This is a genomic window from Ramlibacter sp. PS3R-8 (assembly GCF_037572435.1).
Lineage (GTDB): Bacteria > Pseudomonadota > Gammaproteobacteria > Burkholderiales > Burkholderiaceae_C > Ramlibacter.
The window spans coordinates 74,826-90,570 of sequence record NZ_JBBHGT010000002.1; the positions used below are offsets into that span (position 1 = coordinate 74,826).

Sequence of the window (15,745 nt, forward strand, 5' to 3'; positions counted from 1 at the left end):
TGACACTGTAGGCGCTCTTCTGCTGGGTCCGCTTGTCCGCCAGCATGAGCCCCAGGCGTAAAACGGCCGTGTGCGCCGTGTTTCCCGTTCGTGAAGACGGGCCGCCGGTCCGCCCGCCGCCTACCGTTGGGCGAGCGGCAGCAGTCGCCCTTCGCTGGCGGCCGGGGCCGGCACCCCCAGGATGCGGGCCAGCGTGGGCGCGATGTCCGCCACTTCCACCCGCTGCTCCACCGCCTGAGCACGCACCCAGCGCGGCCCCCAGGCGAGGATCGGCACGTTCGTGTCGTATGGATGCGGCGAGCCATGGGTGGTGATGGAGGTGCTGGAGCCGAACATCCAGTACGGCTTGAGCGCCAACTGCACGTCGCCGGACACCTGGCGGTTCCAGCTCAGGCGCATCTGGTCGAAATACGGCGCGCCGGCGCGGCTTCCCGCCTGCAGTTCGCGCCGCGTGTAGGCGGCCTCCACCTGCGGATGCGCCGCCGCGGCGTCACGGGCAGCATTGGCCACCACGTCGAGGTCGAGGCCGCGCTCGGCCAGCAGCTTGCGGTCCAGCACGACCGCCGAGGCCGAGAGGTTTCGCGCCAGCTTGGGCACACCGAACTTCGCCTCCAGCGCGGTGTTCACCTGCGCCAGCAGCTGGCTGCCACTCACCCGCCCGGCCGCACGCCCTTGCGCCTGGCTGGTCTCGGGCGCCGGCATGAATCCGTGGTCCGCGGACAGCACGGCCACGTAGTTGTCGCGGCCGACGGTGCGGTCGAGGTCGGCAAAGAAGGCCTGCAGCATGCGGTCGAGGTGCAGGAAGTGGTCGTGCGACAGGCGCGACTCCGCGCTCCACCGGTGATTGACGTAGTCGTGGCCGGACAGGCTGATGGACAGGATGTCGGGCACGTCGTCGGCGCCGAGTTGCTCGCCGGCGATGGCGGCACGGGCGAAATCGAGCGTCAGCGCGTCGGCGTAGGGGCTGGCGAGCAGGGCGGAATAGTAGTTCGGGCCCGGCTGGTCGTCGGCGCGGGCGCCCATCAACATGGGCAGCGCACCGCCGCGCGGGCCGAACCACGCCTGGCTGTCCGGCAACGAACGCGCGTAGGCCGCTTCGGGCAACAGCGCCTTCCATTCCGTCTTGAAGTAGCGGTCCGCCGGCTTGGCCGCGTTCCACTGGTCCACCCACGCCGGGTGGCGCGGCATGTAGTAGGTGGTGGACGCGAACTGGCCGCTGCCGGACATGTACATGTAGGCCGTGCCCCGGTGTCCTCCCGGCAGGATGGCGCCGCGATCCTTGCCGGACAGCGCGATCACCTTGGCGCGGGAATCCACGCGGCGCAGCACGTCGCCCACCGTTTCGACCTTCAGGTTGCGCGGGCTGGTGCCGTCCAGCGGCTTCGTGTCGTTGCCGATGTAGGTGGCCGACGTGTCGCCGGTGCAGTACACCGCCTGGCCGGTCGCAACGTCGTTCCACTCGTTGCCGATGATGCCGGTGCGATGCGGGTAGGCGCCGGTCAGCATGGTGGCGTGGCCCGCCGCGGTGACCGTGAAGGCGTAGCCGTAGTGCGCGTTGCTGAACCAGCTGCCCCGGTCCAGGAAGCGCGCGAAGCCGTCGGGCGCCAGCTGGTCGCGGTAGGCGGTCACCTGCCGCTGCGGCAAGCCGTCGATGACGAACAGCACCACCAGCCTGGGCCGCTCCGGCGGCTGCACCCCGGCACACGCGCAGACGAGGACGGCGACGAACAGGAGCGCCCAGCGGCGCAGCAGCAGCGAGGTTTTCATGCGCTCAGGTTACCGCTGCGCGCCCGCTCACGACATAGAGGCCAACCCAGGGCATCGAGTGCAGGCGCACGCCGGTCAGGCGTGCGGCCAGCAGGTCCCAGGGTCGTGCCAGCCCGGCCATCGAAGTGACCGAATACAGCGCAGCGCCGAGCACGAATGCATTGGTCAGCGGCAGCCACGGCGGGCCCCACTGCAAGCCGGTGGCGACGACCTGCGCGCCGGGCTTGAGATGGGCGAACACATGGTCCAGCGCCTGCGGGTCGCGCAGCACGTCGTGCGTGAAATGGAACATCGCCGCGTCGGCGCTGCCGTTCAAAGGCGCTTCAGCGGCCGTGGCCGGCAGCAGCGTGATGCCCGTCCAATGGTGCAGCGCGATGCGCACCCGCGCCTGCGCCAGCATCTCGGGCGACGGATCGATGCCGACGATGTGCCCGCCCGTTCCGACCTTGCGCTTGAGACCGTCGAAGCTGAGGCCGGTGCCGCAGCCGACGTCCAGCACGGTGTCGCCGGCGTGCAGTTCCAGCAGGTCCAGGGCCTCGCGGCGCAGGGGCTCGAAGGGCGCGAGTTCGGCGTCGTAACGCGCCGCGCGGCCGCGGTACTGCGCCCTGGCCCGCGAAGCATCGGGCCTCCGGCCGGGGCCGGTGGGGTACTGCATGGTGCCCGGCCGGCTAGTGCGTGATGACGACCAGCACGCTGCAAGGGGCGTGTTCGATCAGCGCGCCGGAGATCGAGCCCCGCCACCAGCGCGCCGCCCAGCTGTCCAGGTGCTTGTGGCCCACCACGATGAGGTCGGCGCCGATCTTGCGGGCGTACTTGCTCAACTCGTCGATCGCCTCGCCGGTGATCACTTCGCCGCGGGCGGTGAAGCCGGCCTCGGACAGGCGTCGCAGCCCGTCCTCGAGCACGCCGCGGTACTTGGTCTTCTCGCGTTCCTCCAGTTCGACGTCGTACACGCCCCCTTCCAGGCCGACGAAGCTCATGGCCGAGGGCATCACCGCCACGAGGTGAAGCTCGGAATTGCTCCACTGCGCGACGTCGCGGCAATCGAGCAGCGCCTTCTGCCCCGCATCGGAGCCGTCATAAGCCAGCAGGATCTTCTTGTACATGCCGCACCCCCAAGGACGCGCCTGCGGCACCATGCCGCGGCTGGCCGAGCATAGACCGGGAGGCGGCCTGTTGGGAACACCCTGGCGTCGGGCGTAACCCCTAGCCGGGATCCCGTTCCAGAGCTGCCCCGGCCCAGGGCAGACTGCCCCAAGGTGCAGTGGACGCGGTGGGGCGGCTTCCCTATCTTGGGACACGGCTCGAACCCGTCGCCCCACAGGAGAATCGCCATGCCAGTCGCAAAGTCGGTCCCCGTACTCTTCGCCGCGGCGCTGTGCTGCCACCTCCAGGCCCAGGCCGCGGACAAGCACTGGGCCTACGAGGGCCATGGCGGTCCGCAGGAGTGGGGGCAGATCGGCAAGGAATTCGCCACCTGCAAGATCGGCAAGGTGCAGTCGCCGATCGACATCCGCGGCGCCAGGCCAGCGGAACTGCCCGCCCTGAAGTTCGACTACAAGCCAGGCCTGCTCAAGCTGATCGACAACGGCCATACCATCCAGGTGAACTACGCCCCGGGCAGCTCCCTGGAAGTCGGCGGCGTGCGCTACGAGCTGGTGCAGTTCCACTTCCACAAGCCGAGCGAAGAGAAGATCGACGGCAAGTCGCACGACATGGTCGCGCACCTGGTGCACCAGGGGCCCGACGGCAAGCTCGCGGTGGTCGCCGTCCTGTTGGACAAGGGTGGCGCGAATCCCGCCATCGACGCGGTGTGGAAGAACCTGCCCCGGCAGAAGGAAAAGGAATCGGTCACCGATGCGAGCATCGACGCCGCCATGCTGCTGCCGGCGGACAAGGGCTACTACACGTTCCAGGGTTCGCTCACGACGCCGCCGTGCAGCGAGGACGTGCGGTGGTTCGTCCTGAAAACGCCCGTGAAGATGCAGCAGGGCCAGATCGCCACGTTCGGCAAGCTGTACAAGATGAATGCCAGGCCGACGCAGCCGCTCAACGGACGCACCATCGAAGCGACGCGGTAACGCGCGGTCAGGCCTGACCGGCCTCCTGCGGCAGGGCCACCCACCGCCCGGCAACCGCATGCACCTGCAGGCGATCGCCGAATACCTTCTCCACCGCGCGATGGGTGGCAGCTTCGGAGGTGGCGCCATGGTGGACCACCCGGCCGGCATCGAGCAGGACCAGGTCGTCGGCCTGCAGCGCAATGCTGATCTCGTGCAGCACGCTCACCGCGGTGCCGCCACGCGCCACGTGGCGGCGCACGATGGCCAGCCAGTCGGCCTGGTGCGGCGGGTCCAGGTGCGACAGCGGCTCGTCCATCAACAGCAGCGGCGCCTGCACGGCGAGCGCGCGCGCCAGCAACACCCGCTGGCGCTCGCCACCGGACAGGCTGCCCAGCGCGCGGCCGCGCCATGCGCCGCATTGCGTCTCCTGCATGGCGGACTGCACGGCCTCGCGGTCGGCGGCGGTGGGCAGGCCCAGCCAGTCCTGGTGCGGCAAGCGTCCGAGCATCACCACGTCATCGACCAGCAAATCCTCTGCCCCGCTGTCGCCTTGCCCCAGCCAGGCGATCGCGCGCGCCCGCTCGCGGCCCGGCCACGCGCCGGCAGGCCGGCCCAGCACCTGCACCTCGCCACGGGAGGGCAGCAGGCCGGCCAGCGCCTTCAGCAGCGTGGTCTTGCCGGCACCGTTGGGCCCCGCCAGCGCGGTCCAGCGTCCCGCCGGCAGTTGGAGGTCCACACCGTGCAATACCTCGCGCGCGCCGAGCGTGACGCGCAGGTCCCGGCAGGCCAGCGCTGCATTCATCGCGGCCTCCGCTGCATCAGCGCCAGCAGGTAGCCACCCCCGAGCACCGCCGTCACCACGCCCACCGGCAATTCGCGCGGCGCCAGCAGCCACCGGGCGATGACGTCCGCGGCCAGCAGCAGCACGCCGCCTGCCAGCGCGGACAAGGGCAGCAGCCAGCGGTGCGTCGGCTTCGCCAGCGCCCGCACCAGGTGCGGCGCCATGAGGCCGATGAAGGCGATGAGTCCCACGTGGGCCACGGCGGCACCGGTGGCCAGCGCCATCGCGCCGACGAGCAGCATGCGCACGGGACCCAGGGCGACGCCCAGGCTGGCCGCCGTGGTCTCGCCCAGCGCCAGCGCGTCGAGCGAGCGGCTGAACCCGATCGCCACCGCCGCGCTCAGGGTGAGCGACAGCCCCAGCGCCACCGCGCCCGGCCAGCCGAGGAAGCCGGTGGTCCCGAGCAGGAAGGCCTGCATGGTGCGCAACAAGTCAGGCGCCATGAACATCATCAGCGCCGCAAGGGCGCCGAACACCATGCCGACGATCACGCCCGCCAGCAGCAGGCGCAGGGTGTGCTGCACGCCGCGCGCCATCGCCAGCGTCGCGGCGACCCCGGCAAGGGCGCCGATGAACGCGGCGCCGGTAGTCCCGAACAGCGCGGCCCAACCGGTGGCAGCGGCGGGCGCGGCGCCGATCGTCACCAGCAGCACCGCAACGCCGAACGCCGCGCCCGTGGCGCTTCCGAGCAGGTAGGGATCGGCCAGCGGATTGCGGAACAGTCCCTGCGCGATGGCGCCCGCCAGGCCAAGCAGCGCACCGGCCAGCCACGCGCCCACCGAGCGCGGAAGCCGGATCTCCCACAGGATCGTCTGGCCGGCGCCGGCCACGTCGCGCAGCGGCTCCCACCCCGTGCTGCCCACCGCCACGCCGAGCGCGAGCAGTCCCGCGCTCGCCGCGATCAGCCAACCCGCCAGGAAGGCCGGGGCGCGCACCGCGGCAGTCACCGCCGCGGCCCCTGCGCCGCCAGCTCGCCACGCAGGCAGCGCACCATCAGCCGCGCAGCCTCCGCCAGGCGCGGGCCGGCGCGCACCAGCACGTCGCCCTGCGCCGCCGTGAAGACACAGACATGCCCATCGCGCAGCGCGCGCAGGTTGGCCCAGCCCGGGCGCGCCGGCAGCCGCGTGACGTCGTCGTCGGCCACCAGGATCCATTGCGGATCCGCGCGCACCACGAACTCGGGGTTCAGGAGAGGGAACGGGCCCAGCGCGCCCGGCACGATGTTGCGCAGGCCCAGCCGCGCGATCAACTCGCCGATGAAGGACGATTCGCTGGCCGCGTGCGGCGAGCTGCTGACTTCGAAGTACACCCGGGTTCCGCGCAAGTGCGGCGGCAGTTCGCGCGCGGCCACCGCCAGGTCCTGCTCGATGCCGCGCCAGATCGCGGCGGCGTCGCGCGTGCCGAGCACCGGGCCGAGCAGCGCCAGCACCCGCTGCACGTCGGCAAAGGTGCGCGGCTCCAGCGCCAGCACCTGCAGCCCCAGCGCCTGCAGGCGCTCCAGCGCCCGCGACGAGGTCGGCGCCAGAACCAGGTCCGGTTTCAGCGCCACGATGCTCTCGATACGGGCGTCCTCCAGCCCGCCCACGTGCGGCAGTGCGCGCACCGAAGCGGGATGGTTGGAATAGTCATCGACGCCGACCAGCCGCTCGCAGGCCTGCAGCGCGCAGACGAATTCGGTCAGCGACGGCAGCAGCGAGACGATGCGCTGCGGCGGCTGCGCGAACGCCACGCGCGCGCCGCGATCGTCCGTCACCTGCACCGCGTGCGCGCAGGCGGTGCCAGCCAGCAGCAGGACAGCCAGCCAGCTACGCATGCGCCCTGCTCCAGTCCAGCACGATGCGATGCAGTTGCTCCACGCCATCCGTCAGCGCCGCCGGGCCGGGCTGCAGGATGTCCGCGGACTTGATCTCGAACAGCTGCCGGTCGCGCACCGCGTTGACGGCCTCCCATCCCGGCCGCGCGGCCACTTTTTCGGGGCGGAACTTCTTGCCGCACCAGGAGCCGATGACGATGTCGGGATTGCGGCGGATGATCTCCGCACTGTCCGCGACGATCCGGTCCTTGCCCATCGGCTGCGCCGCGAGTTCGGGGAACACGTCGTCGCCGCCGGCAATGCCCACGAGCTCGGACACCCAGCGGATCGCGCTGATCGGCGGCTCGTCCCACTCCTCGAAATACACGCGCGGCCGGCGCGGCAAGGCGCTTGCGGCCGCCTCGATCGCCAGCAGCCGCGCGCGCATCGCCTCGAGCCGGCGCAACCCGTCGTCGGCGCGGCCCACCATGGCCGCGACCTGGAACAGCATGGAGAAGATCTCCTCGACGCTGCGCTGGTTGAAGATCGTGACCTGCACGCCCTTGCGCACCAGCTCCGCGGCGATGTCGGCCTGCAGGTCGGAGAAACCGAACACGCAGTCGGGCCGCAGCGCCAGGATCTTGTCGATCTTCGCCGAGAGGAAGGCGCTGACCTTCGGCTTCTCCTCCCGCGCGCGGCGCGGCCGCACCGTGTAGCCGGAGATGCCGACGATGCGCTCCTCCTCGCCCAGCAGGTACAGCCACTCCGTCGCCTCCTCGGTGAGGCAGACGATGCGGCGCGGGCCGCGCGGGATGGCGATGCTCCGTGGGTTCATGCTACCTGCTGCGTCATTACCCACCGGTGTAGCGCACGCCGACGAAAAAGCTGCGTCCCGCTGTCCCGTAGTCGCTGAAAGGAGTGAAAGAGACCCGATTCACGACGTACTGCTTGTCGAGCGCATTGTTGATGCTGGCGGTGAGCGTCCAGCCCGGGGCCACATCATAGGCAGCACGCAGCCCCAGCAGCATGTAGCCGCCCAGCCTCTGGGTGTTTTCAGCATCGTTGTACCGGTGGCTATACCCATCCAGCCGGGTACCAATTTGCAGCTTGCCGCTGCGATGCGCCACGTCGATCGTTCCCCAACGAGGGGTGCGGCGCTGCAGGGTGTTCCCGGTGCTGTCGTTGCGGGCACTGAGCACGTCATAGTGACCGGAGAAAGTCCAGTTGGCCATCTGGTAGCTGCCGTCAAGGGTCACGCCTTGCAGCGTGGCCGAACTGACATTCTCCATCGTGCTGATGAAGGTTGTCTGGTTCGTCACCAGCTGGATCAGGTCCTTCACCTTGTTGTGGTACGCAGTGACCGAGAAACGCACCGGTGCGATGTCGTAGCCCACCGCAACTTCGAGGTTTTTCGAACGCTCCGGCCTGAGAGCGGGATTGCCCACGAAGAAGTTCACCGGATCGAACGGCCAATACAGGTCATTGAAGCTGGGTGCATGAAAGCCGGTGCCTGCGGACGCGCGCGCGATCCAGCCTTCCGCAAACTTGTAGCCGTAACCGGCGGTTCCGGTGTTGGCGGGCTCGAATCCCGAGATGCGGTCGTGTCGCGCGCTAGCCTGCAGCAGGTGCGGCCCCATCCAAGCCTGATAGCCAAGCGACAAGGAGGTCGTCTCCTGGTCGGAACGGACGAACGTCTGCGTCGACGCCACGCGCACCTGGCGTGACTCCAGGGCTGCCATCAATACGCCCGGCCCCAGGCGAAAGTCGTTCTGCCAGGAAACCTGGCGCTGCCGGGTCGTATAGCGCGAGACGTTGTCCTGCACCGCCACTGGATCGAACATCCAGGACCGCAAGTCATCACGGCTGGCGCCGACGCGCAGAACGCTTCTCCAATCCGCGGTGACGTGGTAGTCCGCGTGCACGTTGAAGGCTTCCAACTGTTGATCGTCGCGGTTATCAAAATCCGCCGTGCAGGCGGTGAAGGCGAGGTCGCAGTTGAGCGCGTCCGAGCGCTTGCGGCCATGTGTCAACAGGTACTTCGCGCCGACCTCCAGGTCCGGAGTGATCCGATGGCTCGCGCTCAGACCGAGATTGCTCTGGCGGTAGCCATCAGCATCCGGGTTGAATGAGTCGAACGGGCCGCCGTTCGCGTCCCGGATATCGCTGAAACCGCGGCTGCGCTCGCCGCCAACCTGCACGTGGAAGGCGGTGTCTCCCACCCGCCCGCCGTAGCCGGCTGACGCGGACACGGTTCCATACGAACCGACATCGAGCGCGCCCGTCAATGTGGGCGCGCCGGTGCCGCCTTTGGTGAAGACCTGGATCACGCCGCCGATCGCGTCCGAGCCATACAGGCTGCTGGCCGGGCCGCGGATCACCTCGATGCGCTCGATTTGCTCCAGCGGAATGTGCTGGATCGCGGTGGCGCCCGTGGTGGCGGAGGAAATTCGCTGCCCATCCACGAGCACGAGAGTGTGTGCGTGGTTATTGCCGCGAATGAAGACGGAAGCGTTGGCGCCGCGGACGCCCGGTGGAGTCGCCTGCACCCCGGGCAAGCTATTCAGCAGGTCGGTAACGTTGAGGATGCCCGAGCGGCGTATGTCGTCCCCGGTGAGGACGGTGACGTCGGTCAGCTGCTGGTCGACGCGCGTGGGTACGCGCGTGGATGTGACCACGGTTTCGCGCAGGGTTGCAGTCTGGGCCAGACCTGGAGTTGTGCAAAGGGACGTAGCCGCAGCCAGCAGGCAGGCGGGCAGGGGATGGAGCTTCTTCGACATGAGACGAGCCGGTTGTCAGGCCCTCGCCGGCTTCCCCGCCGGCGCATGGGCGTCACGGCCGCACGCAGGCGTGCAGCCACCTTCGTTGGCCGGTATCCGGGCTGGCGGAGGTCGCCTCCATCGCCTTCCCAGGGCCGCTGTTTCAGGCGGCCCCAGTGGCTGTGTGATGGAAGTGGCATGCAGTGCGGACACCGCATGCCTCCGCTTACCGTTGCGGGGGCAGCGCAGGTTGGGCGGCACGCACGCTCGGCGCGCGCCATCCTCCTGCTTCCCGTTGAACTGCGGCATGTGAACCACACCGCTGGCACCAACGGCCGCGATTGTAGAGCGGTCGCGGAAACAAAACCCTACAATTCAGCGGATGGCCAGTGGCTCCCAGATCGACCCTCTCGTCGAACGCGTCGAACGCCTGCTCGTGCGCTACGAGGAGCTGCAACGCACCAATGTGCTGCTGGCGGAGCAGGTCGAGCTGCTCACGCAGGAGCGCGACTCGCTCAAGTCGCGGCTGTCCGCGGCCCGCTCGCGTGTCGACGCGCTGCTCGAACGCCTGCCGGACCTGAACACCCCCGCATGAAACAACTGGAAGTGCAGATCATGGGCCAGAGCTACCTGCTCGGATGCCCGGTCGGTGGCGAGCAGCGCCTGCTCGAAGCCGTGGAAAAAGTGGACACCGCGATGTGCAGGATCCGCGACGCCGGCAAGGTGAAGGCGCGCGACCGCATCGCGGTGCTCGCCGCGCTCAACCTGGCGTTCGACGTGGCGGACCGCGCGGCCCCGCCTGCGATGAACGCTGCGACCTTCGTGCAGCCCGACGCCACCGTCACGGGCCTGCGCAACCTGGCCGAAGACGTGCGCCTCGCGCAGCTGATGGTGCGCCTGGACCAGGCCCTGGCCGACGACGGACGGCTGCTCTGAGGGGCATGGCGGGGTCGCTTCGCGAACCCGCCCTACGCCAAGCACGGTGCCTCTCGTAGGGCGGGTTCGCACAGCGACCCCGCCATCGCGAACACAGTTCAGCTCTGCGCGCTCCTGTCAAGACCAGAATTCTTCGCGGCTTCATGCGTCCTTTGCACCACGCGGCGATTTGCGTCCTAGAATGGGCTCGTCTGCAGTGTGTGTCGGGCTTTATATTTCCTTGAACCAATGCTCATTCGAGCCCGGGCTTGGAACATCGCCTGGTGAGCGTGATCGTCTCGCGTCAGACGAACCCAACGCCAGGTTGACCTCGCCCACCTGAACCCCGGTTCAGGATGCGGTCCGATACCGCTCGCAGACACCTACACCCACGGGCTGCCCCTTCGGCAGCCCGTTCCCTTTGGTGCTGCGAGAATGCGAGGTTGACCTTCGCGCGCAAACCATAACGACAAGATGTCCCTGCTGGATCCACAACTCGTCCTGGGCCTCGTCCTGATCGGCACGTGCACCGGTTTCCTGGCGGGGCTCCTGGGCATCGGCGGGGGCATGATCATGGTGCCGTTCGTGACCATGATCCTCACGGCCAGGGGCTATCCGGCGGACTACACGGTCAAGATGGCGGTGGCAACGTCGCTTGCCACCATCTGCTTCACCTCCATTTCGTCCGTGCGCGCGCACCACCAGCGCGGCGCCGTGCTGTGGCCGGTGGTCAAGGTGCTGGCGCCCGGCATCCTGGTGGGATCGCTGCTCGGCGCCCAGGTGGCGGTGGCCCTGCCCGGCAAGTGGCTGGGCATCCTGTTCGCGATCTTCGTGGCCTTCTCCGCCACGCAGATGCTCCTGAATCGCAAGCCCAAGCCCAGCCGGACGCTGCCGGGGCCGCTGGCGACTTTCGGCGTCGGCAACGTGATTGGCCTGGTCTCCGCGCTGGTGGGCGCAGGCGGCGCGTTCGTGTCGGTGCCGTTCATGACCTGGTGCAACATCAAGATCCACGACGCCGTGGGCACTTCGTCGGCCCTGGGCTTTCCCATCGCCGTGGCCGGCACGCTCGGCTACGTCTGGGCGGGCCAGGGCATGCCCCAGATGCCACCGGGCTCGTTCGGCTACCTGTACCTGCCCGGCCTGGTGATCATCTCCATCGCCAGCATGCTGATGGCGCCCCTGGGCGCGCGCACCGCGCACCGCATGGACATCCAGCCGCTGAAGAAGGTGTTCGCGGTGGTGCTGTACTGCCTGGCCGCGTATTTCCTGCTCCGCTGAAGCCGGCCTCCCGAATTTCGTACCATCGCGTCCCATGAGAATCGCATTCATCGGCCAGCAGGAGTTCGGCAAGCAGGTGCTCGAGGCCTTCCTGGCCCGGGGCGACGAGGTCGCGGGCGTGTTCTGCGAGCCCGACAAGGCCGGCGCCAAGGCGGACGTGCTGCGCGAGGCGGCCCAGGGCCGGGGCCTCACCGTCTACCAGTTCAGCAGCCTGCGCAGCCCGTACGCGGAGCACGCCATGCGCGAGCTGAACGCGGACATCGGCGTGATGGCGTACGTGACGCAGTTCGCGCCCCAGTCCTTCGTGAACATCCCGCGCCTGGGCACGATCCAGTTCCACCCGTCGCTGCTGCCGCGGCATCGCGGGCCGTCGTCGATCAGCTGGCCGATCTCGCAAGGCGCGACGCAGACCGGCGTCACCATCTTCCGGCCCACCGACGGCCTGGACGAAGGCCCGGTGATTTTGCAAAAGGCCTGCCCGATCGGCGCCGACGAGACGCTGGGCGAGCTGTACTTCAACAAGCTGTTCCCGCTGGGCGTCGCCGGACTGCTGGAAGCGGCCGACCTCGTCGTCTCCGGCCGCCACGAGGAGCGCGTGCAGGACGAATCGCTGGCCACCTACGAAGGCTGGTTCCACGAGCAGGAAGCGCAGGTCCACTGGCACCAGCACGTCGACCAGGTCTACAACCTGATCCGCGCGTGCAATCCGGCGCCGGGGGCGTGGACGATGCTGGGCGGGGTGAAGACGTGGCTGTACGACGTGCGCAAGCATCCGGTGCGCACCTATGGCGACGTGCGCGGCAAGCCGGGCGAAATTGCATCCGTCAGCGAGACCTCGATCTTCATCAACGCCCAGGGCGGCCGCATCGAGGTGCTGCGTCTGAAGGCGCAGGGCGGGAAGAAGATGGGCGCGGGGGAGTACGCGAGACAGGTTGGGTTGGGCGCGAAGGGCTAAACCCAACTACAGGACGCAGAAGACGCGGAAGTTACGCAGAAGACGCAAAAGACATCCAAAACCTTTTCTTGGTTTTTTCTGCGTCTTCTGCGTAACTTCTGCGCTTTCTGCGTCCGGTAGTCCGCTCCCGCTTTCAACGCCCTCTCCGCCCCCCTCCCACATTCAGCGCCTGCTCCACAAGTGACGCCCCATCCGCCAACAGAAAAGCCTTGAAGGCCTGCGCCACCGGGGGCAGGCGCTTGGTGTGGCGGTGGACGACGTACCAGTTCAGCATCAGGGGGAAACCGACCACGTCCAGCACCACCATGCTGCGCGCCTGCAGCTCGCGGCTGATCGTATGGGCGGACAGGAAGCTCACGCCCATGCCTGCCATCACGGCCTGCTTGATGGTCTCGGTGCTCTTGATCTCCATGCCGATGTTGACGTCGCCGATGCGCTCGCCGAAGGCCTCCTGCATCGAGTTCCACGTGTCCGAGCCCTTCTCGCGCACCACGAACGGCTCCTTCACCACGCGCGCCGCCGCAATGCGCCGCTTGCCCGCCAGCGGATGCGTGGGCGCGGCGACGATCACATAGGGGTGCGGCGCAAAGGGCTCGGCCACCATGTCGGCATCGAGCGGCGGCCGCACCATCACGGCCAGGTCGGTCTGGTTGGCATCCAGCTGGGCCAGCAACTCCTCGCGGTTGCACACGCCGAAGTTCAGCGTGACGCCCCGATGCCGCTGCGCGAACTCCACCAGCAGGCGCGGAAAGAAATAGTCGCCGGCGCTGATCACCGACACGTTGAGCTGGCCGCCGGCGACGCCCTTGTACTGGGCCATCGCCTCCTCGGCCTCCTTGAACTTCTGGATGATCTCGCGGCTCGACTGCAGCATCTGCGCACCCGCGGGCGTGAGGTGGATCTTCTTGCCCAGCTGTTCGAACAGCGGCAGGCCCGCGTGGTCTTCCAGCTTGCGCACCTGGGTGGACACCGCGGGCTGCGTCAGGTGCAACTCCTCGGCGGCACGCGAGAAACTGCGATGGCGGGCCACGGCCTCGAACACCTTCAGCTGCCTCAAGGTCGCGTTGCGCATGCCCGAACTATAACCAATAGCGAATGCTTTCCATCAAATAGTTTGACTGTCATTTATCGTCCGAGAAGCTTAGATTTGGCTTCACGGCTGCGAAGTGCGGCCCCACAGCAGGAGGCACAGCATGTACGCAGACCCCACCAACGCCCGCATCGACGACCAGCACGCAGAGTCCCAACGGCTGGCCTACAACGCCGCATTCGACGAGCTGGGGCTCAGCTGGAGCTGGGATGCCGATACCTTCGCCCGGCTGCCGGCCGGCGAGCGCCAGCGCGTGCAGGCCTACCTCGAGCGGGAACACCCCCACCTGCTGCGGGCGTATGACGCCGATTTCCTGGCGAACGCCGTGGAGAGCACCAAGGAACGCTGCTTCGCGGCCATGCAGGCCGGCCGCACACAGGCGCGCGGCGCGGCCGCCGTGCGGTCGAGGTAGGCGAACCCCTTACGCCGCATGAACCCTGCGCACGCCCTCGATCGGCGTGCTTCGGTGCGCCTGTCCGCGTGCGGGCCCAGCTCTCCGGACAAACCCTGAAACCCCGCCTGAATTTCGCAAACTTGACCGCAGTCAAGAGACATGCGCCATGCTTCGTCGGAGCATCCACGCACGGCTTCGCGAGACAAGGTCACAGCACAGAAGATCGTGCTCGCGGGGTGTTCAATGTTAGGAGACAACGCGATGACGAAACGAATGAATGCAAAGTCCCTGGTGTCGGCCGCGGCGGCTGCACTGGCCACGGCCACCATGCTCGCCACCCCCGCCGCGCATGCCGCCTGGGAACCCACCAAGCCGGTGGAGTTCGTCGTGCCCGCGGGCACCGGTGGGGGCGCGGACCAGATGGCGCGCCTGATCCAGGGCATCGTGGTCAAGCACAACCTGATGAAGCAGCCGCTGGTGGTGGTCAACAAGTCCGGCGGCGCGGGCGCCGAGGGCTTCCTCGACGTCAAGAACGCCAAGGGCGAACCCCACAAGCTGGTGGTGACGCTGTCCAACCTGTTCACCACGCCGCTGGCGACCGGCGTGCCCTTCAACTGGCGCGACATGACGCCCGTGTCCATGATGGCGCTGGACAACTTCGTGCTGTGGGTCAACGCCGAGTCGCCCTACAAGACCGCCAAGGAATACTTCGACGCCGTGAAGGCGGCGGGCCCGAGCAAGATGAAGATGGGCGGCACCGGCTCCAAGCAGGAGGACCAGATCCTCACCGTCGGCATCGAGAAGGCCACCGGCACCAAGTTCATCTACGTGCCGTTCCGCGGCGGCGGTGAAGTCGCCGTGCAGCTGGTGGGCAAGCACGTGGACTCCACGGTGAACAACCCGGCCGAGGCGGTGGCGCAGTGGCGCGCCGGCACGCTGCGCGCGCTGTGCGTGTTCGACGCCAAGCGCATGCCGTACAAGGAAAAGATCACGCAGACGCAATCGTGGGGCGACGTGCCGACCTGCAAGGAAGCCGGCGTGCCGACCGAATACACGATGCTGCGCGGCATTTTCATGCCCGCGGGCGTGACCAAGGACCAGACCGACTTCTACCTGGGCCTGCTCAAGAAGGTGCGCGAGACGCCCGAGTGGAAGGACTACATGGAAAAGGGCGCCTTCAACCAGACGTCCATGGAAGGCGAGAACTTCACCAAGTGGCTCGGCGCCGCCGAACAACGCCATCGCGAGCTGATGAAGGAAGCCGGCTTCCTGGCCAACTGACCCCCGGCACACGCCCCGTGCCACCGGGGCGCGCGCCTTTGCGTTCGCGATTGATATAACGAGCCGGGTACACGGCAGGAGACAAGCGCAATGGATTCCCCACAGGACGGTGTCGCCCAGGAGCGAACGGGCGTACCGACTTTTGCAGTGGAGGCCGTTGTTGCAGGCCTCGTCTTCGTGTTCGGGCTCGTGGTGCTGTTCGGCAGCCGCAAGCTCGGCTCCGGCTGGACCAGCGACGGCCCCGGCGCCGGCTACTTCCCGTTCTACATCGGCCTGATCCTGTGCATCTCCGGCGCGGGGACGCTGTACCAGGCGCTGCGGGGGAAGAAGCGCAATCACGACATTTTCGTGGACGGCGTCCAGATCCGGCGGGTGCTGTCGGTGCTGATCCCGGCGGTGGTCTACGTCCTGGCCATCCAGGTGTTCGGCATCTACCTCGCATCCGCCATCTACATCGCGGGCTTCATGATCATCCTGGGGAAGTTCTCGCGCGTGAAGAGCATCCTGCTCGGCATCGCGATCTCGGCGTTCTTCTTCTTCATGTTCGAGGTCTGGTTCAAGATCCCCCTGTACAAGGGCTGGCTGAAGCCGCTCGACTTCCTGGGGTACTGAC

At 68.1% G+C, this 15,745-nt stretch carries 17 protein-coding genes and 1 riboswitch; of the genes, 8 read left to right on the top strand and 9 right to left on the bottom strand.

Going from position 1 to position 15,745, the window contains the following annotated elements; translation table 11 throughout:
* Positions 1-120: 120 nt before the first annotated feature.
* Genes WG902_RS08305 through WG902_RS08315 form a run of 3 tightly spaced genes read right to left on the bottom strand, consistent with a single transcriptional unit; the run spans position 121 to position 2,873 of the window.
* Positions 121-1,767 (bottom strand): alkaline phosphatase family protein, encoded by a 1,647-nt coding sequence (locus tag WG902_RS08305; protein WP_340059549.1) that lies wholly within the window; start codon positions 1,765-1,767, stop codon positions 121-123.
* Between the two features lie 4 nt (positions 1,768-1,771).
* Entirely contained in the window at positions 1,772-2,422 is a 651-nt protein-coding gene (locus tag WG902_RS08310) for a class I SAM-dependent methyltransferase (protein WP_340059550.1), read from the bottom strand.
* 13 nt (positions 2,423-2,435) lie between these two features.
* Positions 2,436-2,873, bottom strand: coding sequence for a universal stress protein (locus tag WG902_RS08315; RefSeq protein ID WP_340059551.1), 438 nt, complete (start codon positions 2,871-2,873; stop codon positions 2,436-2,438).
* 228 nt (positions 2,874-3,101) lie between these two features.
* Here WG902_RS08315 and WG902_RS08320 point away from each other — a divergent pair, with 228 nt between their 5' ends.
* Positions 3,102-3,848 (top strand): carbonic anhydrase, encoded by a 747-nt coding sequence (locus tag WG902_RS08320; protein WP_340059552.1) that lies wholly within the window; start codon positions 3,102-3,104, stop codon positions 3,846-3,848.
* Between the two features lie 7 nt (positions 3,849-3,855).
* On the opposite strand, the gene WG902_RS08325 is transcribed toward WG902_RS08320, so the two are convergent.
* Genes WG902_RS08325 through WG902_RS08345 form a run of 5 tightly spaced genes read right to left on the bottom strand, consistent with a single transcriptional unit; the run spans position 3,856 to position 9,240 of the window.
* Entirely contained in the window at positions 3,856-4,632 is a 777-nt protein-coding gene (locus WG902_RS08325) for an ABC transporter ATP-binding protein (RefSeq protein ID WP_340059553.1), read from the bottom strand.
* Complete coding sequence (locus tag WG902_RS08330; protein WP_340059554.1) at positions 4,629-5,618, bottom strand: FecCD family ABC transporter permease; 990 nt, start codon at positions 5,616-5,618, stop codon at positions 4,629-4,631. The genes WG902_RS08325 and WG902_RS08330 overlap by 4 nt, the downstream gene beginning before the upstream one ends.
* Positions 5,615-6,484: an ABC transporter substrate-binding protein gene (locus WG902_RS08335; protein WP_340059555.1), complete on the bottom strand. Its 870-nt coding sequence runs from the start codon at positions 6,482-6,484 to the stop codon at positions 5,615-5,617. Before WG902_RS08335 ends, WG902_RS08330 begins: the two co-directional genes overlap by 4 nt.
* On the bottom strand, positions 6,477-7,298 hold the full coding sequence (locus tag WG902_RS08340) for a cobalamin-binding protein (RefSeq protein ID WP_340059556.1): 822 nt from the start codon (positions 7,296-7,298) through the stop codon (positions 6,477-6,479). Before WG902_RS08340 ends, WG902_RS08335 begins: the two co-directional genes overlap by 8 nt.
* 16 nt (positions 7,299-7,314) lie before the next feature.
* Positions 7,315-9,240 carry a TonB-dependent receptor domain-containing protein gene (locus WG902_RS08345; protein WP_340059557.1) on the bottom strand — a complete coding sequence of 642 codons (1,926 nt, stop codon included), beginning with the start codon at positions 9,238-9,240 and terminating at the stop codon, positions 7,315-7,317.
* 70 nt (positions 9,241-9,310) lie between these two features.
* Positions 9,311-9,567: riboswitch (cobalamin riboswitch) on the bottom strand.
* Between the two features lie 34 nt (positions 9,568-9,601).
* Between WG902_RS08345 and zapB the strand changes: the two genes are divergently transcribed.
* The 4 genes from zapB (at position 9,602) to WG902_RS08365 (ending at position 12,367) form a co-directional block, all read left to right on the top strand.
* Complete coding sequence (gene zapB / locus WG902_RS08350; protein ID WP_340059558.1) at positions 9,602-9,814, top strand: cell division protein ZapB; 213 nt, start codon at positions 9,602-9,604, stop codon at positions 9,812-9,814.
* Positions 9,811-10,155: a cell division protein ZapA gene (locus WG902_RS08355; protein WP_340059559.1), complete on the top strand. Its 345-nt coding sequence runs from the start codon at positions 9,811-9,813 to the stop codon at positions 10,153-10,155. Before zapB ends, WG902_RS08355 begins: the two co-directional genes overlap by 4 nt.
* Before the next feature lie 453 nt (positions 10,156-10,608).
* Positions 10,609-11,412, top strand: coding sequence for a sulfite exporter TauE/SafE family protein (locus WG902_RS08360; protein ID WP_340059560.1), 804 nt, complete (start codon positions 10,609-10,611; stop codon positions 11,410-11,412).
* Between the two features lie 34 nt (positions 11,413-11,446).
* Positions 11,447-12,367 (top strand): methionyl-tRNA formyltransferase, encoded by a 921-nt coding sequence (locus tag WG902_RS08365; protein ID WP_340059561.1) that lies wholly within the window; start codon positions 11,447-11,449, stop codon positions 12,365-12,367.
* Between the two features lie 133 nt (positions 12,368-12,500).
* Here the strand turns inward: WG902_RS08365 and WG902_RS08370 are convergent, their stop codons facing one another.
* Positions 12,501-13,439, bottom strand: a complete 939-nt coding sequence (locus WG902_RS08370; protein WP_340059562.1) for a LysR family transcriptional regulator — start codon at positions 13,437-13,439, stop codon at positions 12,501-12,503.
* 121 nt (positions 13,440-13,560) lie between these two features.
* Between WG902_RS08370 and WG902_RS08375 the strand changes: the two genes are divergently transcribed.
* From WG902_RS08375 to WG902_RS08385, 3 genes are all read left to right on the top strand, one after another.
* Positions 13,561-13,869 (top strand): hypothetical protein, encoded by a 309-nt coding sequence (locus WG902_RS08375; protein ID WP_340059563.1) that lies wholly within the window; start codon positions 13,561-13,563, stop codon positions 13,867-13,869.
* Between the two features lie 255 nt (positions 13,870-14,124).
* Positions 14,125-15,132 (top strand): Bug family tripartite tricarboxylate transporter substrate binding protein, encoded by a 1,008-nt coding sequence (locus tag WG902_RS08380; protein WP_445263678.1) that lies wholly within the window; start codon positions 14,125-14,127, stop codon positions 15,130-15,132.
* 90 nt (positions 15,133-15,222) lie between these two features.
* The gene (locus WG902_RS08385; RefSeq protein WP_340059565.1) at positions 15,223-15,744 is read left to right on the top strand and encodes a tripartite tricarboxylate transporter TctB family protein; all 522 of its coding nucleotides are present in this window, start codon (positions 15,223-15,225) and stop codon (positions 15,742-15,744) included.
* The last annotated feature ends 1 nt before the right edge of the window (position 15,745 follow it).